Source organism: Aeromonas sp. 604282, assembly GCF_049170575.1.
In the GTDB taxonomy this organism is placed as follows: domain Bacteria; phylum Pseudomonadota; class Gammaproteobacteria; order Enterobacterales; family Aeromonadaceae; genus Aeromonas; species Aeromonas veronii_A.
This window is the reverse complement of the sequence record NZ_JAAKMV010000020.1, coordinates 36612-63310: the sequence shown is the minus strand read 5'-3', so window position 1 is coordinate 63310 and position 26699 is coordinate 36612. Positions and strand designations below refer to the sequence as shown.

General features: G+C 61.6%; 21 protein-coding genes and 2 tRNA genes. 14 read left to right on the top strand and 9 right to left on the bottom strand.

Translation table 11 applies throughout. From position 1 onward, the window contains the following. Positions 1–17: 17 nt before the first annotated feature. Together G5367_RS19305 and G5367_RS19300 are read right to left on the bottom strand one after the other, a co-directional pair. Positions 18–94: transfer RNA gene (locus tag G5367_RS19305), tRNA-Met, on the bottom strand. A 94-nt stretch (positions 95–188) separates the two neighbouring features. Then, positions 189–265, bottom strand: a tRNA-Met gene (locus tag G5367_RS19300). 196 nt (positions 266–461) lie between these two features. On the opposite strand from G5367_RS19300, the gene glgX reads away from it, so the two are divergent. Next, positions 462–2525 carry a glycogen debranching protein GlgX gene (gene glgX, locus G5367_RS19295; protein WP_421244992.1) on the top strand — a complete coding sequence of 688 codons (2064 nt, stop codon included), beginning with the start codon at positions 462–464 and terminating at the stop codon, positions 2523–2525. Between the two features lie 66 nt (positions 2526–2591). Here the strand turns inward: glgX and G5367_RS19290 are convergent, their stop codons facing one another. The 3 genes from G5367_RS19290 to G5367_RS19280 form a co-directional block, all read right to left on the bottom strand. After that, positions 2592–3311, bottom strand: coding sequence for a hypothetical protein (locus tag G5367_RS19290; protein ID WP_421244991.1), 720 nt, complete (start codon positions 3309–3311; stop codon positions 2592–2594). Between the two features lie 201 nt (positions 3312–3512). Then, complete coding sequence (locus G5367_RS19285; protein ID WP_421244990.1) at positions 3513–5150, bottom strand: ATP-dependent endonuclease; 1638 nt, start codon at positions 5148–5150, stop codon at positions 3513–3515. Positions 5151–5412: 262 nt separating this feature from the next. Next, the gene (locus tag G5367_RS19280; protein WP_421244989.1) at positions 5413–6291 is read right to left on the bottom strand and encodes a helix-turn-helix domain-containing protein; all 879 of its coding nucleotides are present in this window, start codon (positions 6289–6291) and stop codon (positions 5413–5415) included. Positions 6292–6466: 175 nt separating this feature from the next. Between G5367_RS19280 and G5367_RS19275 the strand changes: the two genes are divergently transcribed. After that, complete coding sequence (locus G5367_RS19275; RefSeq protein ID WP_421244988.1) at positions 6467–7384, top strand: DMT family transporter; 918 nt, start codon at positions 6467–6469, stop codon at positions 7382–7384. Positions 7385–7453: 69 nt separating this feature from the next. After that, the gene (locus G5367_RS19270; RefSeq protein WP_421244987.1) at positions 7454–8320 is read left to right on the top strand and encodes a LysR family transcriptional regulator; all 867 of its coding nucleotides are present in this window, start codon (positions 7454–7456) and stop codon (positions 8318–8320) included. Positions 8321–8396: 76 nt separating this feature from the next. On the opposite strand, the gene G5367_RS19265 is transcribed toward G5367_RS19270, so the two are convergent. The 4 genes from G5367_RS19265 to G5367_RS19250 form a co-directional block, all read right to left on the bottom strand. Beyond that, positions 8397–9173 carry a TSUP family transporter gene (locus G5367_RS19265; RefSeq protein WP_005333472.1) on the bottom strand — a complete coding sequence of 259 codons (777 nt, stop codon included), beginning with the start codon at positions 9171–9173 and terminating at the stop codon, positions 8397–8399. A 203-nt stretch (positions 9174–9376) separates the two neighbouring features. Then, positions 9377–10132, bottom strand: a complete 756-nt coding sequence (locus G5367_RS19260; protein ID WP_005346055.1) for a tRNA-uridine aminocarboxypropyltransferase — start codon at positions 10130–10132, stop codon at positions 9377–9379. Between the two features lie 174 nt (positions 10133–10306). Next, a complete protein-coding gene (locus tag G5367_RS19255) occupies positions 10307–11518 on the bottom strand; it encodes an ROK family protein (RefSeq protein ID WP_421244986.1) in 1212 nt (403 codons plus the stop codon). 132 nt (positions 11519–11650) lie between these two features. Continuing rightward, complete coding sequence (locus tag G5367_RS19250) at positions 11651–13318, bottom strand: methyl-accepting chemotaxis protein (protein ID WP_421244985.1); 1668 nt, start codon at positions 13316–13318, stop codon at positions 11651–11653. Between the two features lie 123 nt (positions 13319–13441). Between G5367_RS19250 and G5367_RS19245 the strand changes: the two genes are divergently transcribed. From G5367_RS19245 to nrfF, 11 genes are all read left to right on the top strand, one after another. Continuing rightward, positions 13442–13897, top strand: a complete 456-nt coding sequence (locus G5367_RS19245; RefSeq protein WP_080592824.1) for a YchJ family protein — start codon at positions 13442–13444, stop codon at positions 13895–13897. 242 nt (positions 13898–14139) lie between these two features. Then, on the top strand, positions 14140–15813 hold the full coding sequence (glpA, locus tag G5367_RS19240) for an anaerobic glycerol-3-phosphate dehydrogenase subunit A (protein WP_421244984.1): 1674 nt from the start codon (positions 14140–14142) through the stop codon (positions 15811–15813). Further along, a complete protein-coding gene (gene glpB / locus G5367_RS19235) occupies positions 15803–17068 on the top strand; it encodes a glycerol-3-phosphate dehydrogenase subunit GlpB (RefSeq protein ID WP_421244983.1) in 1266 nt (421 codons plus the stop codon). The genes glpA and glpB overlap by 11 nt, the downstream gene beginning before the upstream one ends. A gap of 51 nt (positions 17069–17119) precedes the next feature. Next, positions 17120–18322 (top strand): anaerobic glycerol-3-phosphate dehydrogenase subunit GlpC, encoded by a 1203-nt coding sequence (glpC, locus tag G5367_RS19230; protein WP_421244982.1) that lies wholly within the window; start codon positions 17120–17122, stop codon positions 18320–18322. A gap of 621 nt (positions 18323–18943) precedes the next feature. Continuing rightward, positions 18944–20389 (top strand): ammonia-forming nitrite reductase cytochrome c552 subunit, encoded by a 1446-nt coding sequence (nrfA, locus tag G5367_RS19225; RefSeq protein WP_421244981.1) that lies wholly within the window; start codon positions 18944–18946, stop codon positions 20387–20389. Positions 20390–20440: 51 nt separating this feature from the next. Further along, positions 20441–21031: a cytochrome c nitrite reductase pentaheme subunit gene (gene nrfB, locus G5367_RS19220; protein WP_421244980.1), complete on the top strand. Its 591-nt coding sequence runs from the start codon at positions 20441–20443 to the stop codon at positions 21029–21031. Further along, a complete protein-coding gene (gene nrfC, locus G5367_RS19215) occupies positions 21028–21720 on the top strand; it encodes a cytochrome c nitrite reductase Fe-S protein (RefSeq protein ID WP_130632454.1) in 693 nt (230 codons plus the stop codon). Before nrfB ends, nrfC begins: the two co-directional genes overlap by 4 nt. 87 nt (positions 21721–21807) lie before the next feature. After that, positions 21808–22761, top strand: coding sequence for a cytochrome c nitrite reductase subunit NrfD (nrfD, locus tag G5367_RS19210; RefSeq protein WP_421244979.1), 954 nt, complete (start codon positions 21808–21810; stop codon positions 22759–22761). 162 nt (positions 22762–22923) lie between these two features. Continuing rightward, positions 22924–24885 (top strand): heme lyase NrfEFG subunit NrfE, encoded by a 1962-nt coding sequence (gene nrfE, locus G5367_RS19205; protein ID WP_421244978.1) that lies wholly within the window; start codon positions 22924–22926, stop codon positions 24883–24885. Then, positions 24882–25481 (top strand): DsbE family thiol:disulfide interchange protein, encoded by a 600-nt coding sequence (locus G5367_RS19200; RefSeq protein ID WP_421244977.1) that lies wholly within the window; start codon positions 24882–24884, stop codon positions 25479–25481. Before nrfE ends, G5367_RS19200 begins: the two co-directional genes overlap by 4 nt. After that, on the top strand, positions 25478–26668 hold the full coding sequence (nrfF, locus tag G5367_RS19195; protein ID WP_421244976.1) for a heme lyase NrfEFG subunit NrfF: 1191 nt from the start codon (positions 25478–25480) through the stop codon (positions 26666–26668). The genes G5367_RS19200 and nrfF overlap by 4 nt, the downstream gene beginning before the upstream one ends. The last annotated feature ends 31 nt before the right edge of the window (positions 26669–26699 follow it).

Here is a 26699-nt window from a genome sequence, read left to right as displayed (position 1 = left end):
CAAGCTGACGAAAGAGTTGGTTGCGGGGGCCGGATTTGAACCGACGACCTTCGGGTTATGAGCCCGACGAGCTACCGAGCTGCTCCACCCCGCGTCCGAATTTTTCTCGAAGTGGCCGAGCAGTAGCCAGTTCGATTTCTCCTTTTCCACCAACCGGTTACACCGGCTTGACTGGTCAGGATCTCAGATGGTTGCGGGGGCCAGATTTGAACTGACGACCTTCGGGTTATGAGCCCGACGAGCTACCGGGCTGCTCCACCCCGCGTCTGAGGTCGCCAATAATAGGCGCCAGCGCACAGATTGCAAGTAAATATCTCAAAAAAAGTTTATTCGTAGATTAATCGGACAAATAGTGCGGTCATTAGCAGCATCATGCTGTTTTTTCAGGCAATCGAGTCCTTGCCAGGCATCCGGCACTACACTCAATGAGGTGAACACTCCTCATTTTGGGTAGGTAGAATATGCGCATCTCCGCCGGTCACTGCCGTCAGTTGGGGGCCACACCCGACAGTAACGGCGTCAACTTTGCGATCTGGGCACGCCTCGCCAGCCGGGTCGAACTGCTGCTCTTCGCAAGCGCAGACGATGCGACCCCCGAGGTGATCCCCCTCTCCCCGCGCCTTAACCGCACCGCCTACTACTGGCATATCCATGTGGAGGGGATCTCGGTCGGGCAACGTTACGCCTATCGCATTCAGGGCCCGTGGCGCCCATATGGCGGCACCCGTTTCGATGCCGAGAAGGTGTTGCTCGACCCTTACGGCCGCAGCATCGAGCTTGGCGCCAATTACGATCGATGGGCGGCGGCCCGTCCAGGCAGCAATCTGGCTTGTTGCGCCAAGAACAAGGTGGTCGATACTCGCCACTACGACTGGGAAGGAGACAAACTGCCCGCTCACTCCCTCTCCCGCTCGGTGATCTACGAGCTGCATCTGGGGGGCTTTACCAAGTCCCCGAGCTCCGGGGTCGATCCGGCGCTGCGTGGCACCTATCTCGGGCTGATTGAGAAGATCCCCTATCTGCAATCTCTCGGCGTCACCGCCGTCGAGCTGCTGCCAGTGTTCCAGTTCGATCCTCAGGATGCGCCCAAAGGACTCTCCAACTACTGGGGTTACAGCCCCATGTCCTTTTTCGCCCCCCACGCCCAATACGCCCGCGGCGATGATCCATTGACCGAATTTCGCGACATGGTCAAGGCGCTGCACAAGGCCAATATCGAGGTGATCCTGGACGTGGTTTACAACCACACCGCCGAAGGGGGAGATGATGGCCCCACCTTCTCGTTTCGCGGCATCGACAACGAGGCCTACTACATCCTCGACAACAACCAGAAGGACACCAACTATTCGGGCTGCGGCAATACCTTCAACGGCGCCCATCCGGTGGTGCTGCGGATGATCATGGACAGCCTCCACTTCTGGCGTCAGGAGATGCACGTCGATGGCTTCAGGTTTGATCTTGCAGCCATCCTGTCGCGGGACGAATCGGGTCAGCCCCAAGCCAATGCCCCGACCCTGCGTACCATAGATACCGACCCCAAGATTGCCGATATCAAGTTGATCGCCGAAGCCTGGGATGCGGGGGGACTCTATCAGGTGGGGTCACTGGCCGGCGCCCGCTGGCGTGAGTGGAACGGCCAGTTCAGGGACGACGTACGCCGGTTTCTGCGCGGGGATGACAACAGCGTCACCGCCTTTGTCGAGCGGCTCTGCGGCAGTCCCGACATCTACCACTATCACCACGCAGATCCCGAGAAGAGTATCAATTTCGTCACCTGCCACGACGGCTTTACCCTGTGGGACTGGGCCAGCTACAACAACAAGCATAACGAGGCCAACGGTGAGCAGAACCGCGATGGCTGTGATCACAACTTCAGCTGGAACCACGGCCATGAAGGGGTAACGGAAGATCCCCAGATCAACGCCCTGCGCACGCGCCAGGCCAAGAACATGATGGTGGCAACCCTGTTATCGGTGGGATCCCCGATGCTGTTGATGGGGGATGAACTGCTGCGCACCCAGCACGGCAACAACAACGGTTACTGTCAGGACAACCCGACCTGCTGGATGGATTGGCAACCAACTCCCCGCAGCCAGGAGATGTTCCGCTTTATGAAGGAGCTGATCCAATATCGCAAACACCTGTTCCAACGCCCGGAGCAGGAGAGCATGCCGCTGTCGCTCACCGAGATCCTGCGGCACAGCGAGATCTGTTGGCACGGCGTCAATGCCATGCAGCCAGACCTCAGTCCCCACTCCCATGCTATCGCCATGTCGGCCCTGTCGAGCGAAACCAAGCTGGCACTCTATGTACTGTTCAACGCATACTGGGAGCCCCTCACCTTCAACCTGCCCAGCCCCCCCAAGGGAGTCGGCGGCTACTGGCGGCGGATCCTCGATACCGCCCTCCCCTCGCCGCAAGATATCTGCACCTTCGGCATGCCGCTGGAAGGGTTGACCAGAGAGTATCTCGCCCAGCCACGCAGCAGTTGCCTGTTTATCTGCGGGGCCGATGACTTCTATTGATTCTCGGAGTCAGATATGAAAAAGCCCCGGACCTTGGCTCGGGGCTTTCTCTTTTCAGCGCCAGTGTCAGATCAGCTGGTGCAACACGCTGGTAGCGGCGATCTGGGCGATCAGCAGGCCACACAGGGAGGTGGAGACCACCACTGGCGCGGTATCACGCTGCAAGTAGAGCGGGCTGAACCAGAGCAGCAGAGAGGCCACCAGCAACGCAGCCTGTGTCACCACCGCCGGGATCAAAGCATCGAGATTGGCTTCAGCCCCTTGCCAGCCCACCAGCACGGCCAGCCAGACAAGGCTGGCCATGGCGCCCGCCAGCGCAGCCAGCGGCAGCAAGGTATTGAACGCAGTGAGGCGATGACGGGCTCGCAGCAACATCAGGTGGGCAAACGCCGCCCCCAGCATCGCCATCTGCAGCAGACCGCTCACCCAGCCCTGCAGTTGCAGCAGCCCGACGCCATACACAGCGAGGGGCAACGCCGGTAACCAGAGCAGCGTCGAGGGGACTGAACGTTTGCCTTCCAGCCGGGATTGGGCGAGCGAGAGGCCGATCCCCGACACCAGCGCAATACCACCACTCCAGATGAGCCAGCTGGCCGCCTTGGCCTCCACCGCCAGCATCAAAGAGAGAGCGGTAATAACCCAGATGGAGAAGAGCTGCTGACTGATCCGCGAACGCTGGCCGGGGCAGAGATCACCGCGCCACAGCACGATGCCAAGGGCGATCAGCGCGCCGAGCGCCATCAGTCCGGTGAGGGGAAAGAGCCAAAAAGGGAGTTGGACGAACATGATGCCTCCAGCAGCAAGGATTCGAAGTGCGCCAGCGGGGCGCCAGAGAAGAGTGGGCGAGTATACCCAAACCTGCGGCTATCCCCAATCGTGACAAACGATCAGGGGCAAACAATCCGGGGCAATTTCCGCCAGCACAGCCCACCTTGAAGGGCGCCCTGCTGGCAGCCATGCCCATAGTGACGGGATGCGGCGCCGGATTCAGCCCTGACCGCGGGCCAGCGCCACCACCCGGGCAAACATCTGGCGGATCACCGGCGGAATATGGTCGGCACCTAGCCGCTCAGCCTCTTCCACCACCGCCAGCGCCATCCCCGGCTTGCTGCGGTGATGGATCGCCTTGTTGATGATGTGGCTGGCGCTCCACATGGCGCGCCCACCCACCCCGGCCTCGCGCCGGAACACCGCCTCAAAGCCGTTGTGATAGAGGTAGTGCTCGATGTCGGCGGCAGGGAGCTGGGTCAAGCGATCCCGCTCCCGCTCGCCCTTGAGCTGACCGCGGGCCGAGGCGGCATACTTGAGCCCCGCCTCGTCGCCATCGGTGAGCAGGTGCCACTCGATGCCAAAATCCCGCGCCACCTTGATGAGCGGCGACTGGCCGCACTGGGCAAACTCGATGATCCGCACCCCTTCGGCCCGCAAGCTGTAGCCGCAGATCTGGGCCAGCTCGGAGAGCAACCAGATTTCGGTCTCCCCCTCCACCAGCAGCCAGCAACGGGCAAATAGCGACATCGGGCGGTTGATCCGCACATGGAAGGCGATCTTGCGCAGATCGTCGCTGCTGTAGCGCTCGCCCCCCAGCTGGTGACAGAGGATATCCTGCTGCCGACGCACCAGTCGTCGTACCTGATTGAGCGGCAGTGAAGAAAGCAAGTCCCCCGAGTTGGTGGTGAGCAGCTTCTGGCCCGGCAGTTGTTCCAGCAGCCCCCACGCCAGCGCCAGCATGGTGGGGTGCAGGCGGCTCTCGGGATCTTCGAGGATCATGATGGGGCGAGCCCCCTCCTCCAGCTCGCGATTGCCTCGCGCCTGCAGCAGGGTCGCCGCCATCCCGGCCATCGCCAGTTGCAGGGTGCGGTTATCGGCATGGCGCAGCAGGGTGTGCAGGTTGCCAGGATTGCGCAGCGTCATGGGACGATTGATGATGTCACGCTGGCTGCGCGGTTTGTTCTTGATGGGGGCCAGAGCGTTGAAATAGTGATCCATCAGCTGGCGCACTGCCTGCAATGCTTCTTTGAGCTCCGGCTCGCCGATACGCTGGGGCTCATCGATCAGCTTGTCGGCCAGTTCACTGAGTCTGTGCTCCGAGAGGTCTCCCCACTGCAAGGTTTCCACCCCGTTGCGAGCACTGCGAGCATCCCGCAGCCGGAACACCGGGTTCATGGTGATCAGCAGGCTGACCAGCTCGTGAGAATTGGCAATAGGCAGACTCTTTCCAACCCCATCGAGAAAGTCGTGAATGGTGAGTACCGAGCCATCCGCTTGCAGCTCGGCGCTGGCACGATAGTGGATACGATGAAACTTGTCCTTGTGCAGCACCCAGGAAGCGCCCAGGCGAGCCAGGCGACGGGAGTGCTGGCACATTTGTGGCCTGTGTTCACTGAAGGTGAGCACCAGTTGCAGATGACGCGAAGGAGCCAGTTCGGGATCTTCCGGTTGGTGAAAATCATCGGTGGTGAACTGATAGGGCTCGGCATTCTGCCCCAGCAGACACCAGAGGGCGCGCAACAGGCTCGACTTGCCCCAGGTATTCTCGCCGATCAGTACTGTGGTGTGATCCAGCCCGAGCGAAAGACGATTTATACCGCGAAAACCTTTTACTTCAATACGTTCCAGAAACATCCAGCAATGTCCACGTCACTCAGATTGAACAATAGTGGCAAAGTTACCGGAAAAATCCTATCGGCAGCCGGGCTTTTTCAACGTGAACTGTGAGGCACTGCAGGTTCGGGAGGGGTAACAACAGCGGTGCGATCTTGCGGGGCATTCCAGTGGCTAAACCAAAGATGACGGGTACGAATTTGACGTTTGCGATAATTCAATGGGCATTCCTTTCAATGGATGAGTGGTAGAGAGTACACCTCTTTTGCCCAAAGTCTCAGGCTTATCTGTGACGGGAAGATGACAATTGTGCCCGCCACTGCCCCGGCGTCAAACCAAACGCCTCGCGAAAACGATTGCCGAAATGGGCCTGGGAAGAGAAGCCACACTGACTGGCGATGCTGGCCAGCGGCTCGGGGCCAGCCAACAGCTGCTTGGCCCGTTTGAGCCGTAGCCCCAGCAAATAACGGTGGGGCGGGCAGCCGAGACTCTGGCCGAACATGCGGGCGAAGTGGTACTCGCTCAACCCAGCCTGCTGAGCCAGCTCTGCCAGCGTGACCGAGTCGGCCAGATGGGCCTGCAGATACTCCTGCACCCGTTTGATAACCACGGGCGCCAGCCCGCCGCGTAGAGGCGGCAAACCGGGAGCCTCCTCGGTGTGGTGGCGGTAGGCGTGGAGGATCAACATCCAGGCGCCGTGGGAGAGTGCCAGCCGATCGACCCCGTGCTGCCACTCCAGTTGCATCAACTGGCGCTGCACCAGTCTGGCCGCCTGCGGATCGTCGATAAAGGTCTTGTCCACCAGTTGCAGGTGGCGCCCCTCCTTGTCACACGCCTCCTCGGCAATACGGGTGAGGTGAGCCGGGGTGAAGTAGAGATGAAAGAAGCGAAACTCTTCGCGCACCAGCCACTCGGATCTGTGGTGATCCGGCATGATGCACACCTTGCCGGTGCCGCCGTGGCCACCCGGCCCATCGAGTCGCTCGGTCTGCTCGCCTCCTTGCAGATACACGCTCAGGGTGTGGTGGCCCGGCTTGTGATAGCGGGTCTGGTCATAGCAGTTGCGCCAACTGGCGACGCCAAGCCCGGGTTCAAGCCAGCAGGCGTCCTCCAGCCGGGCGCCGGTGCTGACCAGTGCGTCAAATACCCCTGCTGTTTTCATTCGCCCCTGCCAACTGTTCTGGAAATGTGTACGGGTTATCCCGCAGCCATCCATCTTACCGACCACGCCCGCAGATGACAGCGTGTGACGATGAAAAACCGCAAGATGGTGCAATCCAGCCATCAGGACCCGCCCCATAGTGGGTCATACCTCTCACTGACTCACCGGAACTGTGATGAACCTGATGCTCTATCTCGCCACCGTGCTTATCTGGGGCAGCACCTGGATTGCCATCGCCTGGCAACTTGGCCCCATCCCCATCGAGGTGTCGGTGCTCTACCGCTTCCTGCTGGCAGCGGTGGCACTGTTTGCCCTGCTCACCGCCAGCGGCCGCTTTCCACGCCTCCCCTTGCACGGCCAGCGTTACGCCGCGTTGCTCGGAGCCCTGCTCTTTTCCACCAACTTTCTCTGCTTCTACCACGCCACCCGTTACATCCCGAGCGGCATGTCGGCGGTGATCTTCGCCAGTGCCAGCATCTTCAACGGTCTCAACCTCTGGCTGTTCGAGCGCAAGCGCCCCACCCTGCGCTGGCTGCAAGGCTCCTTGCTGGGGCTCTTTGGCACCCTGTTACTGTTCTGGCCGGTGCTGGCAAATGCGCAACTGGGTACAAACGGCTGGAAGGGGCTGCTGCTCGCCTGTTGCGGCACCCTCTGCTTTTCGCTGGGCAATCTGGTCTCGGCCCGGGGCCAGCGCCACGGCTACCACGTACTGCAACTGGTGCCCTGGGGCATGGTTTACGGCGTGGTGCTGTTGCTGGGCTGGGTCACATTGCTCGGGCAGCAACTGATGGTGCCAACCGATGGCCACTATCTGGCGGCCATGGTCTACCTCGCCCTGTTTGGCTCGGTGATCGCCTTTACCGCCTATCTGACGCTGGTGGGGCGCATCGGTGCCAGCAAGGCCTCCTACGCCACCGTGCTCTTTCCGCTGGTGGCGCTTACCCTCTCCACCTTCTATGAAGGCTTTGTCTGGCAGCCGGTCTCGGTGGCTGGAGTAGTGATCAGCCTCATCGGCAATCTGGTGATCTTCGCGCCGCCCTTGAGCGAGTGGCGCATTCGACCGGCCAAGGCAGCAAACGACCCTTGCTCCTGAGCCAGTCAGCCCCTAAGGTAGCGCTGATCAATCTGTGACGATCCTGATGGCGATAAACAAGGGGGCGAGATGTTACTGGAAGGGCTGGAGACGCTGAGCCTGCTGGCGAGTGAAGGGACCATGGCCAAGGTGGCCAGTCGCCTCTATATCAGCCAGTCGGCGGTGAGCAAGCGGATTGCCCAGCTGGAGCTGCGCCTTGGCAAGAAGCTGATCGAGCCGGAGGGGCGCCAGATCCGCCTCACCCCGCAGGCAAAGGAGCTGCTGGAACGAGTGGCCCCGAGTCTGGCCGAGATGAAAGGAGTGCTGGCCGATAGCCAGGATCTGGCGGATCAGAGCCCCCTCCCCATCGCCTGCTCCGAAACCCTGCTGGCAGGCTACCTCGCCCACTTTATGCGCGACTATCTGGAGCGCGATCCCCACCTTGCCCTCTCCACCCACCATACGCCGGTCATTCTGGCGCGGGTGCGCAGCGGTGATGCCCTGCTCGGCATCTGCGCCGGTCGGCTCCCTCCCGGCCATGGCCTCGGCGCAGATCTGCTACTGGAAGAGCCCTTCTATCTGGTTGGCGAGGAGCAGCAGAGCCTGCCGCCAGCCAGCGCAGAAAGCAGGTGCAAGATCCTCACTATGGATCTGGAGAACCCCTCCAACCGCTACCTGCGCGAACCGCTGGCTGATTTGGGGCTGGAACCCGCCATGGAGCTCGACTCCTATCTGGCGCTCATCGAACTCGCCAAGGCAGGTATTGGCCCTGTGCTGCTCCCCGCTGGCCTGCTGGGACTGGTGGGAAAACAGGGGGAGATGGCACGCCAACTGCTCGGGCTGGGCCGTCCCCTGCATCTGGTCTACCGGCCAAACAGCCTAAAGCGCGAGCGGATCGCCAGGCTGGTTAGCGCCCTGCACCAACACTTTCGCCACCGCAGCGACTTACCACGTTAGCTCTGTAAAACACCAGATATGACAACGGGGCCCGAGGGCCCCGTAAACATCTGATTTGTCACACAGTCGCCACAACTCAGATCCAGGCAAACAGCTCGGGATACTGGCTCCACACCAGCTTGGCGGACATCAGCAGGGAGACGGTCACCAGCAGCGGCTTGATCAGCTTCACACCTTTTTTCAGCACCATTTTGGAGCCGAAGCGGGCGCCGATAAACTGCCCCAGCGCCATGCAGAAGCCGACACTCCACACCACCTTGCCACCGAGCGCAAAGAACAGCAGGGAGGCGATATTCGAGGTGAAGTTGAGCAGCTTGGTATGGGCGGTGGCGCGCGCCATGCCAAAGCCCGCCAGCGCCACGAAACCAATGGCAAAAAACGAACCTGTGCCGGGCCCGAAGAAGCCGTCATAAAAGCCGACACCGCCCCCTACCAGCAGCGCAAACAGCATGGGGGTGAGACGACGGGAGCTCTCGGCATCGCTTACCCGCGGCGAGAAGTAGAAGTAGCAGGCAAAGGCCATCAGCAGGAAAGGGAGCAGACGCTCGAGAATGGCAGCGTCTATGGTCTGCACCGCCAGCGTGCCGATAGCCGCACCGATAAAGGTGCAGATCACCGCAGGCCAGATCATGGCCCACTCCAGCAACCCCTTGCGGGCATAGAACCAGGTGGCGGAGAAGGAGCCAAAACTGCTCTGCAGCTTGTTGGTGCCGAGCACCAGCGCGGGGGGCATGCCGGTGGCCAGCAGAGCAGGCACCGTCAGCAGACCACCGCCACCGGCGATGGCATCGATAAAGCCGGCAACAAGCGCCACACCGAACAGGGCAAACAGGGTAACCAGTTCCAATTCCATCCATAGACCTCTCGAGAGTGGGTTGCCCGAAGGATCGAGCAACCGGAGCTAACCAAAGCGACGTTGTGCGGGGGGCTGCACAGGCTGTTCGCTATCCTAGCGGGCCACTGACCATGAATCTAACGAAACAGTGGCAGACAATTGATTCCTGATTTTCATTAATTAGAACGGGCACGCCCCTGGCCCAACCCTCAAAGTGTCCGTTAGCAAGCCGGTGAAGCGACGTTCGCTTCCTTGATGGCCGACAGCGCTTCACAGAGATGATCCTCATCGGCACCGGGGAAACGGCTGACCCGACCGGCCATGTAGCGGCTGCTGAACAAGTTGAACCAGTGCTGCAAGGCCTGCCCCGCCTTGAGCTCTCCCGCCACTTCCAGCACACAGGCCGCCACTTCGGCGGTGCAGAGGTGCTCGTCGCAGTTGGCGACCCGCATGCCGTAGGTGGAGAGCGCATCGGGTTTGATGGCGAGCACCGGAAAACCGTCCAGATAGGGGCTCTTGTTGAACATCTTGCGCGCCTCCGGCCAGGTGCCGTCGAGCAGGATAAAGAGCGGCTTTTTGCCGGGTGCCAGCGTCACCTCGCCGGTCAGGCGGGCAGGCTCCTTCTCGCAAGCGGGAAAGACTACATAGGGCTGCCAGACAGGATCGGCCAGCAGTGCCAGCAGCTCGGAATGGGGCTGGGTACGTGACCAGAGAAACGCCCAGGTAGTGTCCGGCAACACATCGGCAATGAGGCGACCGGTGTTGGAGGGTTTCATCGGCTCACTGTCATACATCAGCAGGCAGAAACCTGCCTCTGCTTTGAGTTCGGGGCGCCACTCGCAGGCACACCAATCCTCGCGCAGCTGACAGGCCGGACAGCGGGCCAGAGTGCCGCCACGGGCAAGAAACGGTCGGGTAGAGATACTCTTGCGCCAGGCCCGCAGGCGGTTGACGGCGTGATCAGGAACAGGCTTCATCTAGGTTCACAACTGGAGTCAAAACAGGAACGGCAGCGGTGCCAACATGTCACGGCGCCACAGGGCGCGATAACAGGGGGACTGCCGGAAAAGCGCAAGATTGTACCGAGTTACGCGCTGGCGGAACAGCAATCCCTGCCCTTTTCGCCAGACACTGCGCCAACTCCTCTTGTCTTACGACTCCTGACAGCTGCGCAGCAGCTCCAGCAACAGGCTGCCATCGCGCAGCGCCTTGTGCACCTGCACCGAGGTGGGCTTGGTGGGATCTTCGTAGAAGTGGGTGGATTCAATCTGCAGCCGCACCAGATATTCGGCGGGCAACTGGCTCGCCAGCGACTGGTGCAGCATGGGGAACAGCAGCCGATCGGCACGGGTGATCTCGCCCCCCAGCAGCAGCTTGCCCGGATTAAGCAGGCAGATGAGGTTGGATAGCACCTTGGAGAGGCGGCCCGCCGCCTGATGGAGAATATCCTGACAGAGGCTGTTGCCCGCCAGCGCCAGCTCGCACAGCTCGCGGATGGTAACGCTCTCGGGCAAGTCTTGCTCCTGCATCCGCTCGCGCAGATCCCGGTATTGCGCCTCCAGCGCCTGATTGGTCACCAGGGTACAGGCGCAGCCAAAGCCGCCGCAGTAGCAGCGCTGGCCATAGGGCTCGAGCTGCAGGTGGCTAAGATCACCGAGCAGCGCATTCTCGCTCTCGATAAGCTGGCCATTGACCACCATGCCAACCCCGATGTCGTTGTGGACAAACACCAGCACCGCATCGGCGCAATTTTTGGCGGCCCCCCACTCCCGCTCTGCCTGGATCCAGGTGCGTACATCACCACTCACCAGCACAGGTACCGAGAACACCTCCTGCAAGGTCGGCCCCAACGGCCAGTTGCGCAGATCATAGAAGGGGAAATGTTTGACCATACCGGAGTGACGCTCTACCTGTCCGGGTAGACAGAGAGCGATACAGGCCAGACTGAGGGACTTTCTCGGCAAAAATACCTTGATGGCGTGTACCAGACTGCCCAGCAGATCGGCGCGCTCCTCCTCGGTAAAGAGGTGGCGATGGCGAGCCAGCGAGCGACCGGAGAAGTCAAAAAGCGCCATATCCACGTAGCCACGGCCAAGACGCATGGAGAGAAACTGGAAGCGGCGCTCGTTAATACGCAGCAGGGTCTGACGACGGCCGCGCCCCACCGAACTTTCACCACAGGTGACCACCAGACCCCCATCGAGCAGTTCCCTGGTGATCTTGGTGATACTGGCAGGCGAGAGGCCGGTCAGGCGGGAGAGATCGGTGCGCGACAGCTCCTTGTGCTCTTCCAGGCTGGCATAGACCAGGCCGTAGTTGAGCTGCCGGATCAAATCGATACTACCTTTCACGATCTCATTCATAGGGTATGGGGCAAAGGCTGAAAAAAAGAGGCTGGCAATTTTCACACATTATTGGTCAATCCCCAAATAAAGTGCGGCCTGAACAAGGGGTCAGGCCGCATCTTGTGGTTACCGTCACGGACCATTGCAAGATCAATATCGGAATTGCGAGACCAGTTTGCGCAATTTGTCGCCGGTATTGGCCAGATCGCGGGTGGTGCTGTTGGACTCCTCCGCCGCGCTGGTCAACTCGCTGACAATCTGCTGAATGGCCACCAGATTCTTGTTGATCTCCTCCGACACCGCGTGCTGCTCTTCGGCAGCAGTAGCGATCTGAATATTCATGTCGTTGATGGTACTGACCGCCATCACCATGCTGTCGAGGGAGCTGGCAATATGGCTCGCCTCCTGCACTGTCTCCTGACTGCGATCCTCGCTCGCCTGCATCACATCCACCGCCTGCTTCACCCCCCCTTGCAAGCGCTGGAGCATCTCATTGATCTCCTTGGTGCTCTGCTGGGTACGACCGGCCAGCGAACGCACCTCGTCCGCCACCACCGCAAAACCGCGGCCCTGCTCACCGGCGCGGGCAGCCTCGATCGCCGCATTCAGCGCCAACAGGTTGGTCTGTTCGGCAATGCCGCGAATAACCTCGACCACAGAACCAATCTTGGCGGTCTCTTGGGCCAACTGTGCGATGACGCCAGCCGCGGTATGCACCTCCCCCACCAGTCGGTTGATGCTGTTGATAGCCGTGCTGACCACACCACGAGCGGCGTCCGATTCACGGGCTGCATCACTGGTTGCCGTCGCCGCGTTGGAGGCACTGGCAGCCACCTCTTGGGCGGTGGAGCTCATCTCGGTCACCGCAGTCACCACCTGATCGGTCTCCCGGCTATGACTATGCATCTGCTTGTCGTAGTGCTCACTCAGATGGTGCAGCTTGTCAACGGCGGTGAAGAGATGGTTACTGGTCTCGCCAACCTGACTCACTACCGACTGGATCCGCTCGACAAAGCGGTTGAAGGCGCTAGCCAGTTGCCCGATCTCATCGTCACTCTGCACCTTGAGCCGCTGGGTCAGATCCCCGTCTCCATTGGCAATATCGTTCAATGCCAACACGGCATCTGCCAGCGGCTTGGTGACTCGATTTCCCACGATCACAGTCGCCGCCAGTGTAATACCGAGGATCAGCAAGATCACCAGCACACTGCTCTGCAGCGACGCGTGCATATTGCTCTCGCGCTCTGCCCGCAGGGCGGCCAGATCGTTGTCGATATCATCGATATAGAAACCGGTACCGATGACCCACTGATACTTGTCCAGCACCATGTTGAAGGCCAGCTTGGGGGCATCGCGACCGATAGAGGGTTTGGCCGTCCAGTACTCGGAGAAGCCATCCCCCTGACGGGCCACCTTGATGATGTCCTGGATCAGCAACTTGCCCTTGGCATCCTTGTCGTTCCAGCGGTTTTTCCCTTCCAGCTCGGCACGCACCGGAAGCAATACAGTGTTCCCCTCAAAGTCATAGACAAAGAAGTAGCCATCGCTGCTGTAACGCAGTGGCCTGAGCAACTCTTTGACCTTCTGCCGATTCTCCGGTGAATCCGGCAGTGCATAAACGGCATCAATGGCGGTTTTGGCCATCATGATGTAACTGCTGAGCAGCGCCTTGCGCTCCTTGATGGCATCTTCCCTCGCCACCACCAGCTCAGACTCCAGAGCGCTTTTGGAGACCATGTAGTTACTTAGGTTGACCACCAGGGCCATCAGCAGTACGGGGACTGCACCCAGTAACAGGATTTTCTGTTTTAGCGTCATCTTTCACATCCTTGCAGCTGTTTTTATTGGAATTCCTAGCCTACTCATCAGTATAGGTGCTGGTAGGGCTAGCCCAGCTTTCGTTACAATTCCCTTAAACAAATCGGCCAGAACATGAAAATCATGAATCTTTGTCCTTGCGGCTCAACCCTTTCTCTCGAACTGTGCTGCGGTTCACTTCACCGCGGCGCGCCCGCCCAAACTCCCGAGCAGCTGATGCGCTCGCGCTACAGCGCTTTTGTGCTCGGTCTGGGGGAGTATCTGGTCCATAGCTGGCACCCGGCCCACCTTGGCGGCCTCACCGGCGAAGAGCTCTCTCGCATCGACACCCGCTGGGACGGTCTCGAGATCATCGCCAGCCAGGGCGACCCGGAGGATGAATCCGGAATGGTGGAGTTCAAAGCCTGGTTTCTGGAGGGGAATGAGCGCCACTGCCTCCATGAGCGCTCCCGCTTCGTGCGTTATCAGGGGCGCTGGGTCTACACCGAAGGGGAGATCGATCCCCTTCCGCCCAAAACCGGCCGCAACGATCCCTGCCCCTGTGGCAGCGGCAAAAAGCACAAGAAGTGCTGCGGCTGACCCATAACACACCCACCAGACTCGTCAAACAGTGACAAGGGGCATCCGATGCCCCTTTTTTGTGCCTGTTATTCGCCAGCTGCCCATAAACCGATGCGATAACAAGCGTGACAAATGTCACACAATGCTCATTAACGCGCGGGGAAATGAGCGTTTGCGAACGCAAACTTGGCCCATATCAAACATTTCCACTCAGAAGTAGGCCACACTGGCCTCATCTGGAAGAGATGAGACGGGCAACAATGAAAAGAATAACTACACAAGTCGTCATCATAGGCGGCGGTGCCACAGGGGCCGGCATCATGCGCGATTGCGCACTGCGCGGTATCGACTGCATCCTGCTCGAGCGCGATGATATCGCCGCCGGCACCACCGGCCGCAACCACGGCCTGCTCCACTCCGGTGCCCGCTACGCGGTGACGGATCAGGAGTCAGCTCGCGAATGCATCCAGGAAAACCGCATCCTCAAGCGGATTGCCAGCCACTGTGTCGAAGACACCGGCGGCCTCTTCCTCACCCTGCCGGAAGATGACATCAATTTCCAAACCACCTTTATGGATGCCTGCGCCCTGGCCGGGATCGAAACCCGTCAGCTCGATCCCCGCGAAGCCTTGTGTATGGAGCCCAACGCCAACCCGGCAATGATCGGCGCCATCCACGTCCCGGATGGCACGGTCGATCCATTCCGCCTCGCCGCGGCCAACGTGCTGGACGCCAAAGAGCACGGCGCGCGCATCTTTACCCACTGCAAGGTGCTGGGGCTGTTGCGCACGCAAGATCGGGTGCACGGGGTCAAGGCGATCAATACCCGCACCGGCGAAGCGTTCGAGGTGGAGTGTCAGGAGGTGATCAACGCCGCCGGCATCTGGGGCCAGCAAATTTGCGAATACGCCGATCTCGGCATCCGCATGTTCCCGGCCAAGGGCTCCCTGCTCATCATGGATTACCGCATCAACCAGCTGGTGCTCAACCGTGCTCGCAAACCGGCGGATGCGGACATTCTGGTGCCGGGCGACACCATCTCCCTCATCGGCACCACCTCGAGTCGCATCGATTACAACAAGATTGACCAGCTCACCGTCGAACCCGAAGAGGTCGAAGTGTTGCTGCGCGAAGGTATCAAGCTTGCTCCCATCATGGCCCGCACCCGTCTGCTGCGCGCCTACGCCGGGGTACGCCCGCTGGTGGCGGTGGACGGTGACGACACCGGCCGCAACATCAGCCGCGGTATCGTGCTGCTGGATCACGCCGAGCGTGACGGCCTCAAGGGCTTCAACACCATCACCGGCGGCAAGCTGATGACCTACCGCCTGATGGCCGAATGGGCCACCGATCTGCTGGCCAAGAAGCTCGGTAACAGCAAACCCTGCCAGACCGCCGAGCTGAGCCTGCCCGGCTCGCGGGATCCGGAAAAGGTCTCCGCTCCCGGTCTCTCGGTGCCGGTCGAAGGCTCCGCCCAGTACCGCCACGGCGAGCGGGTCATCGCCTTCTTCCGTGACAATCCCAAGGCCAACGCCCTGATCTGCGAGTGCGAAATGGTCACCGCGGGCGAAATCGAATACGCCCTGCGCGAGCTGGATGTGGACAACCTCATCGATCTGCGCCGCCGCACCCGTCTGGGGATGGGGCCCTGTCAGGGCGAGCTCTGTGCCTATCGCGCCGCCGGCCTGATGCAGGAGTATGGCAAGGCGGACGGTCGTCAGGCCTGCGTCATGCTGCGCCAGTTCCTCGAGGAGCGTTACAAGGGAACCCGCCCCGTCCTGTGGGGTGATGCCCTGCGCGAGGCCGAGTTCACCTACTGGATCTACGAAGGGCTGTTTGGCCTGGGGGAATGGACGGCGCCACAGCTGGTCGCCGATACCCCACGCGACCCAACCAGCGAGACCACTCACAAGGAGAGCCGTCATGAAGTTTGACAATATCGTTATCGGCGGTGGCATGGCGGGACTCTCAGCTGCCCTGCGGCTGGTGGAGGCAGGACAGAAGACCCTGCTGATGGCCTCAGGCCAGAGTGCCCTGCACTTCTCCTCTGGCTCGGTCGACCTGCTGGAGAGCGAGGGGGATCCCCGCGCCGCCCTGCCCGCCTTTATGGCGGCCCATCCGGATCACCCCTACTGCAAAGTCGGAATGCAGAATATCGAAGCGAGCCTGGCCGATCTGCAGCGCCACTGCGCCGAGCAGGGATTGCCGCTGGTTCGCCACGACACCAATCACCAGCGCCTGACCCCCATCGGTACCCTCAAACGTACCTGGCTCTCCCCCGATACTTGTGCCTGTGTCACCGATGCGCCGATCCCGGACATGCTGCTGCTGGCCACCCTCGAGGGCTTTCGCGACTTTCATCCGGCACTGGCGGCCGCCAATCTGGCGACCCATCCCCGCTTTGCCCACTGCCGCATTCTGACCGGCGAAATCCGCCTGCCCCAGCTGGCGGAATTCAGCCGCAATCCCCACGAGTTTCGCTCCGCCGATATCGCGCGCCTCTGTGACAAACACCATCTGGTAGCGGACCTGGCCCGCGAGATCAGCCGCATGGTGCAGGAGAGTGGCGAACCGGGCTGCAGCCATATCGTGCTGCCCGCCTGCCTGTCGCTGGGGCTGGTTGGCCCGCGTCTGGCGGAGCTGGAGCAGCGTACCGGCTGCACCATCAAGGAGGTGGCGACCATGCCGCCATCACTGATCGGGATGCGGATGCAGGAAGCCCTCAAGCGCCGCTTTATGGCCCTTGGCGGCACCTTCCTCACCAGCGAGCGGGTGCTGGGCGCCCGTTACGAGGGTGATCGGGTGGTCGGCGTACATACCCAGAATGGCGATGATCAACTGTTCGAGGCGGACAACTTCGTGCTCGCCTCCGGCAGCTTCTTTAGTCGCGGGCTGGAGTCCCGTCTGCGTGGCATTCGCGAGCCCATCTTCGATGCCGATGTGCTGAGTCTGGAGGAGCGCGATGCCTGGGCCGGTCGTCGCCTGTTTGACCATCACCCCTTTATGGGATTCGGGGTCAAGACCGACGACCAGCTCAGAGTGCTGCGCGGCGGCAAGCCGCTCACCAACCTCTATGGCGCGGGCAGTGTCTTGGCCCATTACGACCCCATTAAAGAGGGCTCAGGCTCTGGCGTTGCCGTTGCTACCGGCTGGCAGGCTGCCGGCCATATTCTGGGCGCGGCCCAATGATTACTTTGTCCCATATCCCGTGCCTTCACACCCTACGGGAGGAGAACTGACATGCTACTGGATCACGCCAACCAAACTTTCGATCAGTGCATCAAATGCACCGTCTGTACCGCCTACTGCCCGGTGGCCAAGGCCAACCCCGCCTACCCCGGCCCGAAACAGGCGGGCCCGGATGGCGAGCGCCTGCGGATCAAGAGCCCGGAGCTGTTTGACAGCGCTCTCAAGCACTGCACCAACTGCAAGCGCTGCGAAGTAGCCTGCCCGAGCGGGGTGCGCATCGGTGACATCATTGCCAAAGCCAAACACCAGTACAGCGGTTTCAAACCGGGGATCCGCGAGTTCGTGCTCTCCCACACCGATCTGATGGGTAGCATGTCTACCCTGATGGCGCCGGTGGTCAACTTCGCCACCGGCCTCAAGCCGATGAAACTGGTGCTGGACAAGGCGCTGGGGGTCTCCTCCCACCGCGATCTGCCCAAATACTCCCAGGGCACCTTCCGCGGCTGGTACAAGAAGCAAAAAGAATCTCAGGCCCGCTTTGCGCGCCAGATAGCCTACTTCCACGGCTGCTACGTCAACTACAACCACCCGCAGCTTGGCAAGGAGCTGGTGCAGGTGCTCAACGCCATGAACATCGGCGTGCAGTTGCTGGAGCGGGAGAAGTGCTGCGGCGTACCGCTCATTGCCAACGGCTTCATGGACAAGGCCAAGCAGCAGGCGGCCTTTAATATCAAGCAGATGGAGAACTCCCTGCTGGGCAATGAGATGCCGCTGCTGGCCACCTCCTCCACCTGTGGCTTCACCCTGCGGGACGAATACCCCCACCTGCTGGAGCAGGACAACCACAAGGTGCGGGATCGCATCTCCCTGGTAACCCGCTTCCTGTGGAACGAGTTCTACAAGGGCAACAAACCGGCGATGAAGCCGCTCAATCTGCACATCGCCTACCACACCCCCTGCCACATGGAGAAGATGGGCGGCGTCATCTATACCCTTGAGCTGCTGCGCGCCATCCCCGGAGTCAAGGTGACCGTGCTGGACTCCCAGTGCTGCGGTATCGCCGGCACCTACGGCTTCAAGTCGGAGAACTACCAGACCAGCCAGACCATCGGCGAAGGGCTGTTTGATCAAATCAACCGCCTGGCCCCCGATCTGGTGATCACCGATTGCGAGACCTGTAAATGGCAGATCGAGATGAGCACAAGCTTCCGCTGTGAACATCCAATCCACCTGCTGGCTCGGGCTCTGGCATAAGATGAGCGTGACCATATCCGCTGGTGTAAACCCCGAAGCCGGGGTGTTCGTTGGTTAAGCCCCATGCCTTGGGGCTGCAACCCAAACAGTATCTGATCACGATAAGAGCTGAGAGGAGCCGGCATTGCCGGCTTCTCTCATTGATGTTGCCGACCATCTCGCCCATCGGCGGAACGCCCGGCCCGTACAGACTGTAACCGACAGCCCTCTCAAAAAGAATATTTATTCACTTATTATTTTTATACCCATAAATAGATAATTGATATGACAGATAACTATGAATGCCTTGCCAGATAACGCAGGCATACCTCAGGTGTCGCTCCGTCCCGCCACAGAGACTCATTGCACTTCCAATATTCTGACTTTCTTAATAATTTAACCGGGATCTCATTTCTATCTGTTGGCGCTCTCGGTAATTGATCTAGCGCAAGCCCCCCTCTGATAAATCATCATTCTTTTTACCCATTTGGTAATATCAAGCTTGAGCAATCGCATAAAAACATGGGTTTTATTCACTAATAACAATGAAGCGGCCTGCCTGCTCCTGCTTGGCGGGGGCGAACCAATGCCCACATCCAGGATGGAACGGTCAGGTCTGGCAATGAGATCGATTAGGGAGTGATGATCGTGAGTTCACGCAACAGACAGATCAAGCTGGGCCTCGCCGCCCTGCTGCTGACCACCTGCCTTGGCACCAGCGGCTGGGTACAGGCGACCGACGAGGCACAACCCAAGGGCAAGATTGAGGCGCGCAGCGAGCTGTTCGCCAAGGATCACGCCGATCAGTTCAGCAGCTGGAAGGCGACCGGCGAGAGCCGCGAGCGCACCGATGCCCTGGCCGAGGACCCCAACATGGTGGTGCTCTGGGCCGGCTACCCCTTCTCCAAGGATTACAACAAGCCGCGCGGCCACTTCTATGCGCTGACCGACGTGCGGGAAACCCTGCGCACCGGCGCCCCCAAGACTGCCGAAGACGGTCCGCTGCCCATGGCCTGCTGGAGCTGCAAAGGCCCGGACGTGGCCCGCGTCATCGACGAGAAGGGTGAGGATGGCTACTTCAAGGGGATGTGGGCAAAAGGCGGACCGGAAATCGTCAACACCATCGGCTGCGCCGACTGCCACGACACCGCCTCGAAAGAGTTCAAGGAGGGCAAGCCCGCCCTGCACCTCTCCCGTCCCTATGCCGACCGGGCCATGACCGCCATCGGCAAGCCGTTCAAGGAGCAGGGGCGCTTCGATCAGCAGTCTCAGGTGTGCGGCCAGTGCCACGTGGAGTACTACTTCAGCGGCCCCACCAAGGCGGTGAAATTCCCCTGGGACAAGGGCACCACGGTGGAGCAGATGGAGGCCTATTACGATGAAATCGGCTTTGCCGACTGGACCCATGCCCTCTCCAAAACCCCCATGCTCAAAGCCCAGCACCCCGAGTACGAGACCTGGCGCGCCGGCATTCACGGCCAGAACAACGTCGCCTGCGTCGACTGCCACATGCCCAAGGTGCAGAACGAGCAGGGCAAGGTCTATACCGATCACAAGGTAGGCAACCCCTTCGATCGCTTCGACCAGACCTGCCGCAACTGCCACACCCAGAGCAAAGAGATGCTGCAAGGGGTGGTCAAGCAGCGCAAGGATGCCATTCACGATCTCAAGCTCAGAGTCGAGAAGCAGCTGGTGCACGCCCACTTTGAAGCCAAGGCCGCCTGGGATGCCGGCGCCACCGAGGCCGAGATGAAGGATATCCTGCAAGACATCCGTCACGCCCAGTGGCGCTGGGACTACGCCATCGCCTCCCACGGGGTGCAGATGCACGCCCCGGAAGTGGCGCTCAAGGTGCTTGGCACTGCGTTGGACAAGGCTGCCGACGCCCGCACCAAGCTGGCGCGTCTGCTGGCTGCCAAGGGAATAACCCACGAGATCGCCATTCCCGACATCTCCACCAAGGAGAAAGCGCAAGCCGCCCTTGGCATGAATATGAAGCAGTTCAACAGCGACAAGGCCCAGTTCCTCAAGACCACAGTCCCCGCCTGGGATGCCGAGGCCAAAGCGGCCGGACGGCTCGCACAATGACGAGGCATGCGGGCCCGGCCAGACCAGGCCCGCAGCGGATGGAGGCTTCCTATGGGTGATTTAACGATGGATTTCTTACGACTGATGCTGATGGCAGCCATGCTGCTCACCAGCCTGCAGGGTCAGGCGGCCGAATCGGTTTCCGCCCCTGTTCCAGCGACACATGAGGTGGAATTTTTACGCAATCCCGACAAGGCCTGCACCGACTGTCACAAGGAGCAGAGCGAGGGGATGCACGGCAAGCATGGTCAGGCGACCAATCCCAACAACCTGGCACCTGTCACCTGCACCAACTGCCACGGCCAGCCCTCCCCCCAGCACCGGGAAGGGGTCAAGGATGTGATGCGCTTTAGCCACAGCCTGAAGGATAAAGAGAGCATCAAGCTTTATCCCATCAGCGAGCAGAATGGAGTCTGCATGAGCTGCCACGAGCCCAAAGTGCTGCGCGAGGCGCTCTGGGCCCACGACGTGCACGCCACCAAGCTCACCTGCACCAGCTGTCACCAGTTGCATCCGGCCAAGGAGCCCATGGTGGGGATCCCGGAAAAATCCCGCATCAAGCTCTGCGTCGACTGCCACAGCAAGCAGCATGAGGCCGTCAAGGCCAAGGCGAACACCACCTCGGGCAAGGAGGCACAATGAGCTGCTCTCGCCGTCACTTCATGGCGGGGATGAGCGCGGGGGCCCTCATCATGATGACGGGGGCTGCTCGTGCCAACACCCGATCCCTTGCCACCACCCTCGCCCACAGCCAGACCATCGATGGGATCCGCTACGGCATGATCCACGACGAGACGGCCTGCATCGGCTGTACCGCCTGCATGGATGCCTGCCGGGAGGTGAATCAGGTGCCAGAGGGGGTCTCGCGCCTCGAGATCATCCGCTCCGGCCCCATCGGCACCTTCCCCGATGCCGAGTACCACTTCTTTCGCAAGTCCTGCCAGCACTGTGACAACGCCCCCTGCGTACACGTCTGCCCCACCGGTGCCTCCCATATCCGCAAGGAGGATGGCATCGTCGACGTCAACCCGGATCTCTGCGTCGGCTGCATGTACTGTCTGGCCGCCTGCCCCTATCAGGTGCGCTTTATCAACCCTGTGACCAAGGTTGCCGATAAGTGCGACTTTTGCCGCAAGACCAACCTGGCGGCGGGCAAGGAGCCGGCGTGCGTGGAATCCTGCCCCACCAAGGCGCTGGTGTTCGGCAATCTGGATGACCCGGACAGCCCCATCGCCAAACGGCTGGTGAAGGAGACCACCTATCGCTACAAGCAGGCACTCGGCACCTCGCCCAAGATGTACCGTGTGCCCAAAGGGGAGATAAAGTCATGACCATGCAAGAGGCGTTTCACTTCCCCTCCCTTGTCTGGGGATTTGTCCGATCGCCATCTACCGCAGTCACAGAAGGAGGAATGGATCATGTTGCATGACGCATTTCACTTCTCCTCGCTGGTGTGGGACTGGCCAATCGCCATCTATCTCTTTCTGCTCGGCATCTCCGCCGGGGCCACCACCCTCTCGGTGCTGCTGCGCCGCAAGGGGGCCGGCAGCGAGAGCGGCATCATCAAGGCGACAGCCATTCTGGCGCCGTTGAGCGTGGTGCTGGGGTTACTGATCCTCATCTTCCACCTTGCCCGCCCCTGGACCTTCTGGAAGCTGATGTTCCACTACCAGTTCGACTCCGTGATGTCCATGGGGGTCATGCTGTTTCAGGTCTACATGGCGGTGCTGTTCGCCTGGCTGGCGGTGGTGTTTCGGACCGAGATCGAGACCTTGCGCCGTCACCTGCTGCAAGAGAAGCTCGCCTTTGTGGATGGGCTGATCGCCCTGTTGGCACGCTTTGAGCGGCTGCTGGCGCCGCTGTTGCTGCTGCTTGCCGTGCTATTGGGGGCCTACACCGGCTTTCTGTTGTCGGCGCTCAAGACCTATCCGCTCTTGAACAACCCGGTGCTGCCGGTGCTGTTCCTCATCTCCGGCGTCAGCTCCGGCATCGCCTCCACCATCTTGCTGGCGGTCACTCTGTTCAAGGAGAACCATCACAGCCAGGGGGTGAGCTTCGTTCACCGCTTCGAGCGGCCGGTGCTGGCGGTGGAGGTGTTGCTGCTGGTCTGCTTCTTTACCGGCCTCTACTTCGGTGGCGGCCAGAAGGAGGCAGCCATGTGGGCCGCCATCGGCAGCGGCTTCTGGGCTCAGGTGTTCTGGCTCGGGGTGGTGGGCATCGGTATGCTGCTGCCCCAGTTGCTGGCTCTGTTGGCCCCCGCGCCGCTGCGGGCCAAAAACGGCTATCTGGTGCTGGTCTGCAGCCTGACCCTGGTGGGGATCCTGCTGCTGCGCTACTTCGTGCTTTATGCCGGTCAAATGACAGTCGTATAACGGTATGATCACCAGCGCCAGCCACCCTCGGGTGACTGGCGCTTATTTGTTGCGATGAGTTGTTGCGATTGGTTGTTGCCAGAAATGTGGATGTTATTCCCCAGCGCCGGTACGGTGCAGACGCTGCGGCATAACATAGACAAATGATTGACTGGAGGTTGTGTGCTGGCGGAGCTCGGCTATCTCTCACTGTTGCTGGCGACCGGACTCGCCCTGCTGCAAGGGCTGCTGCCCTGGCTGGGATTGCGGCTCGCCTCACGCCCGCTGCTGGGCTGCGCAACACCGCTGGCCCTCCTGGTCGCCCTCCTGCTCGGGGCCGCCCTGCTGCTGCTCGCCAGCTGTTTTGGCCAGGATGACTTCACCCTGGTCTATGTGGCCCAGCACGCCAACAGCGCCCTGCCTCTTGGCTTCAAGCTGGCGGCCGTGTGGGGCGGCCACGAGGGCTCCATGCTGTTCTTCGTCTTTGCGCTGGGGCTGTGGGGCGCCCTGGTGGCCCTTTGCTCCAGACGGGTCGATCCGCTGATTACAACTCGGGTATTGGCCATCATGGGACTGATCGTCGGGCTGTTCGGCCTCTATACCCTGATCTTCTCCAGCCCGTTTGACCGCCAGTTCCCAGGGCCGCTGGAGGGGCGCGATCTCAACCCAATGCTGCAGGATATCGGCCTCATCATCCACCCGCCCCTGCTCTATCTCGGTTATGTCGGCTTTGCGGTCAACTTCGCCTTCGCCATGGCGGCGCTGCACTCGGGTCGGCTCGATGGCGCCGTGGCCCACTGGAGCCGCCCCTGGGCGCTCGGCTCCTGGGTCTTTCTCACCGCCGGCATCGTGCTGGGCTCCTGGTGGGCCTATTACGAACTCGGCTGGGGCGGCTGGTGGTTCTGGGATCCGGTAGAAAACGCCTCTCTCTTACCCTGGCTGCTCGGCACTGCCCTGCTGCATGCCTTGGTGGTGTGCGAGAAACGCGGCGCTTACGGCCACGCCGTGCTGCTGCTCTCCATCTTTACCTTTTCGCTGAGCCTGCTCGGCACCTTCGTGGTGCGCTCCGGGGTGCTCACCTCGGTGCACGCCTTTGCGGTCGATCCCAGCCGCGGCCTCACCCTGTTGTTGCTGCTCGGCTTGCTATTGACCTGCGCCCTCACCCTGTTTGCCCTGCGCGCAGACATTCGCGCCCCCTATGCCCGCTTTGGCTTGCTGTCAAAAGAGGGGCTGCTCGGCGCCGCCATCCTGCTGCTTTGCGTGGCCTGCGCCAGTGTGCTGCTCGGCACCTTCTACCCCATGGTGTTCCAGTCGCTCCATCTGGGTTCGCTCTCGGTGGGCGCCCCCTATTTCAATACCATCTTCGTACCGCTGGCCCTCTGCCTGATGGCGCTGATGACCCAGCTGCCGCGCCTGCGCTGGCAGCATCTGGCAGCCCAGCGCCGCATCAAGGTGCTGCTCCCATGCTTGTTCGGCCTGCTGGGGGGCACCTTGCTGAGCCTCGCCTATCCCGAGCCGCTGCGGGGCGGCTGGCTGGGGCTTGCGGCCAACGTGCTGAGTCTCTGGCTGCTTGCCAGCCTGCTGCTCCCGCTCTTGCAACCGACGTCGCTGCGCGAGCTCACCCTCAATCGGCTCGGCAGCCTGCTGGCCCACCTCGGGGTGGCGGTGTGCGCCCTCGGCATCGCGCAGGTGAGTCACCACAGTCAGGAGGGGGGCGCAGTGCTCGCCGAAGGCCAGCCCTATCGGCTCGGCGCCTTCGAGTTTCGCTATGAGGGGAGCGAGCCGATCATCGGCCCCAACTACACCGCCGAGCGAATCACTCTCAGCGTGCATAAGAACGGTAAAGAGGAGGCGCGGCTGACGCCGGAGCGGCGCCACTACAGCGTGCGCACCATGAATATGAACGAGCCCGGGATCAAGTGGGGAATGCTCGGCGATCTCTACGTGGTGCTTGGCGAGAAGATGGGGCCCGGCGCCTATGCCATGCGGCTGCACTACAAGCCGCTGGTGCGCTGGATCTGGCTCGGTGGCCTGTTGATGATGGCGGGTGGCACCCTGCGCCTGCTTGCCCGCCGGCCGCTGCTGGCTAACCATCCTGCGCCAGCTGCCGCCCCCTATCCCCAGCTTGAACAGGAGACCTTATGAACGCCCGTCTGCGCCTGTTCGTGCCACTCCTGCTCACCCTGGGGCTCGGTGCCCTGCTCTGGCTCGGCCTTGGCAACAACCCCTACAGCCAGGATGAGGCCGTCGCCGGGCGCACCCTGCCTGCCTGGCAGAGTGACGATCTGTTTGGTGGCGCCCCCATCCACACCGCGGCGCTCAAGGGCGAACCCTTCGTGCTCAACGTCTGGGCCAGCTGGTGCCCCAACTGCCGCGCCGAGCATCCGCTGCTGGGTGAGCTTGCGGGCTCCGTGCCCCTTTACGGCCTCAACTACCGGGACAAGGGGGACCCCGCCCGCGCCTGGCTTATCCAGGCGGGCAACCCCTATCGCGCCGTGCTGGCCGACCCCGACGGCCGACTCGCACTGGAGCTCGGCGTCTACGGCACGCCGGAGACCTATCTCTTCGCCGGCGACGGCACCCTGCTGACCCGCCACACGGGTGAGCTCACCCGGGAGATCTGGCAACGCCAGTTTGCCCCCCTGCTTGCAAAGGCCCGCAGCAACAGCGCCAGCCAGCCCGAAGTGGAAAGAGCAGTGGAGAGAGAAGTAAAGAGACAAGTGCAGGAGAGCAAGCCATGAGCCGCCTCGGCCACGCCCTGATCGCGCCGCTCTTGCTGGCCTTGAGCTTCGGGGCCCTTGCCAGCGGGGTCGATACCTATCAGTTTCGCCACCCCGAGCTGCAAAATCGGGCGCAAGAGCTGGCCCGCGCCCTGCGCTGCCCCCAGTGCCAGAACCAGAATCTGGTGGAATCCAACTCCCCCATCGCCCGGGATCTGCGGCTCGAGGTCTACCGCTGGGTGGACGAGGGGCAGTCTGATGAGCAGGTGATCGCCCGCATGACGGAGCGCTTCGGCGATTTCGTCCGCTACGATCCCCCCTTCAAGCGCAACACGGCGCTGCTGTGGGGCGGCCCCGCCCTCTTGCTGTTGCTGGCGCTCCATCGCCTGCGCAGAAGCCTGCATCGCCAGCAACCGGCGCGGGTACCGCTTATTGGCGACAGAGCCGAGGGGATGCTCGCCCACGACCCCAGGGCCGAGCTGAACCGGCTGATCATGGCCGAGCAGCAGGCGGGGCTTGCACCCCACAGTCGCCTCTACCGGGAGCTGGAGCTGGCCCGCCTCGCCAACACCACCCCAACCGCCGAGCAGGCCCTGCGCGAGCGACTGGCCAAGGATCGCACCGCCCGTCCGCTGCCCTGGCTGCGGTCATGGATACTGCTTGGAGCCCTGTTGCTGGCGCTGATGGCGGGCATTTATGCCGGCACCGGCCGCTATCAGGCGTGGCAGGCTTATCAGTCGCGCCCCGATCCGCTGGCGGGATTGAGCCCGCGGGATCTGCAGGACAAGGAGCTGGGCGCCCTGCACCAGCGCCTGCAAACCAACCCCGCCGATCTCGACAGCTGGGCGGCGCTCGGCCAGCTCTATCTCTATCGGGGCGAATATGACAACGCTCTGCTCGCCTACCAGCGCCTTGCTCTGCTGGAGGGGGGCGCCAGCGCGGCGACCCAGGCCGCGCAAGCCACCGTGCTCTACTATCAGGCTGGCCAGCAGCTGACTCCCGAGGCAACCCGCCTGCTGGAGAGCGCCCTCAAGCAGGACGCGGGAGAAGTGAGCGCCCTGATGCTGCTCGCCTCCGATCACTTCCTGCATGGTCGCTACAGTCAGGCCATTGCGCTGTGGCAGCAACTGCTCGATGGCGAGCGCCCTCGCATCAACCGGGCTGCACTGATCGAGGCGATCCAGACGGCAAGCATAATGAGCGGGTAACCCCTTGATTGAAGGAGGGTAATCGTGGTGA

Coding starts and splice junctions, on each gene's coding strand:
- G5367_RS19285 (WP_421244990.1), bottom strand. CDS start 5,150: ATGTTTCTGGAACGTATTGAAGTAAAAGGTTTTCGCGGTATAAATCGT.
- nrfD (WP_421244979.1), top strand. CDS start 21,808: ATGTTGCATGACGCATTTCACTTCTCCTCGCTGGTGTGGGACTGGCCA.
- G5367_RS19260 (WP_005346055.1), bottom strand. CDS start 10,132: ATGAAGCCTGTTCCTGATCACGCCGTCAACCGCCTGCGGGCCTGGCGC.
- G5367_RS19280 (WP_421244989.1), bottom strand. CDS start 6,291: ATGAAAACAGCAGGGGTATTTGACGCACTGGTCAGCACCGGCGCCCGG.
- G5367_RS19250 (WP_421244985.1), bottom strand. CDS start 13,318: ATGACGCTAAAACAGAAAATCCTGTTACTGGGTGCAGTCCCCGTACTG.
- glpB (WP_421244983.1), top strand. CDS start 15,803: ATGAAGTTTGACAATATCGTTATCGGCGGTGGCATGGCGGGACTCTCA.
- G5367_RS19265 (WP_005333472.1), bottom strand. CDS start 9,173: ATGGAATTGGAACTGGTTACCCTGTTTGCCCTGTTCGGTGTGGCGCTT.
- G5367_RS19290 (WP_421244991.1), bottom strand. CDS start 3,311: ATGTTCGTCCAACTCCCTTTTTGGCTCTTTCCCCTCACCGGACTGATG.
- nrfF (WP_421244976.1), top strand. CDS start 25,478: ATGAGCCGCCTCGGCCACGCCCTGATCGCGCCGCTCTTGCTGGCCTTG.
- G5367_RS19200 (WP_421244977.1), top strand. CDS start 24,882: ATGAACGCCCGTCTGCGCCTGTTCGTGCCACTCCTGCTCACCCTGGGG.
- glpC (WP_421244982.1), top strand. CDS start 17,120: ATGCTACTGGATCACGCCAACCAAACTTTCGATCAGTGCATCAAATGC.
- G5367_RS19275 (WP_421244988.1), top strand. CDS start 6,467: ATGAACCTGATGCTCTATCTCGCCACCGTGCTTATCTGGGGCAGCACC.
- nrfA (WP_421244981.1), top strand. CDS start 18,944: ATGATCGTGAGTTCACGCAACAGACAGATCAAGCTGGGCCTCGCCGCC.
- nrfB (WP_421244980.1), top strand. CDS start 20,441: ATGGGTGATTTAACGATGGATTTCTTACGACTGATGCTGATGGCAGCC.
- G5367_RS19270 (WP_421244987.1), top strand. CDS start 7,454: ATGTTACTGGAAGGGCTGGAGACGCTGAGCCTGCTGGCGAGTGAAGGG.
- glpA (WP_421244984.1), top strand. CDS start 14,140: ATGAAAAGAATAACTACACAAGTCGTCATCATAGGCGGCGGTGCCACA.
- G5367_RS19245 (WP_080592824.1), top strand. CDS start 13,442: ATGAATCTTTGTCCTTGCGGCTCAACCCTTTCTCTCGAACTGTGCTGC.
- glgX (WP_421244992.1), top strand. CDS start 462: ATGCGCATCTCCGCCGGTCACTGCCGTCAGTTGGGGGCCACACCCGAC.
- nrfC (WP_130632454.1), top strand. CDS start 21,028: ATGAGCTGCTCTCGCCGTCACTTCATGGCGGGGATGAGCGCGGGGGCC.
- G5367_RS19255 (WP_421244986.1), bottom strand. CDS start 11,518: ATGAATGAGATCGTGAAAGGTAGTATCGATTTGATCCGGCAGCTCAAC.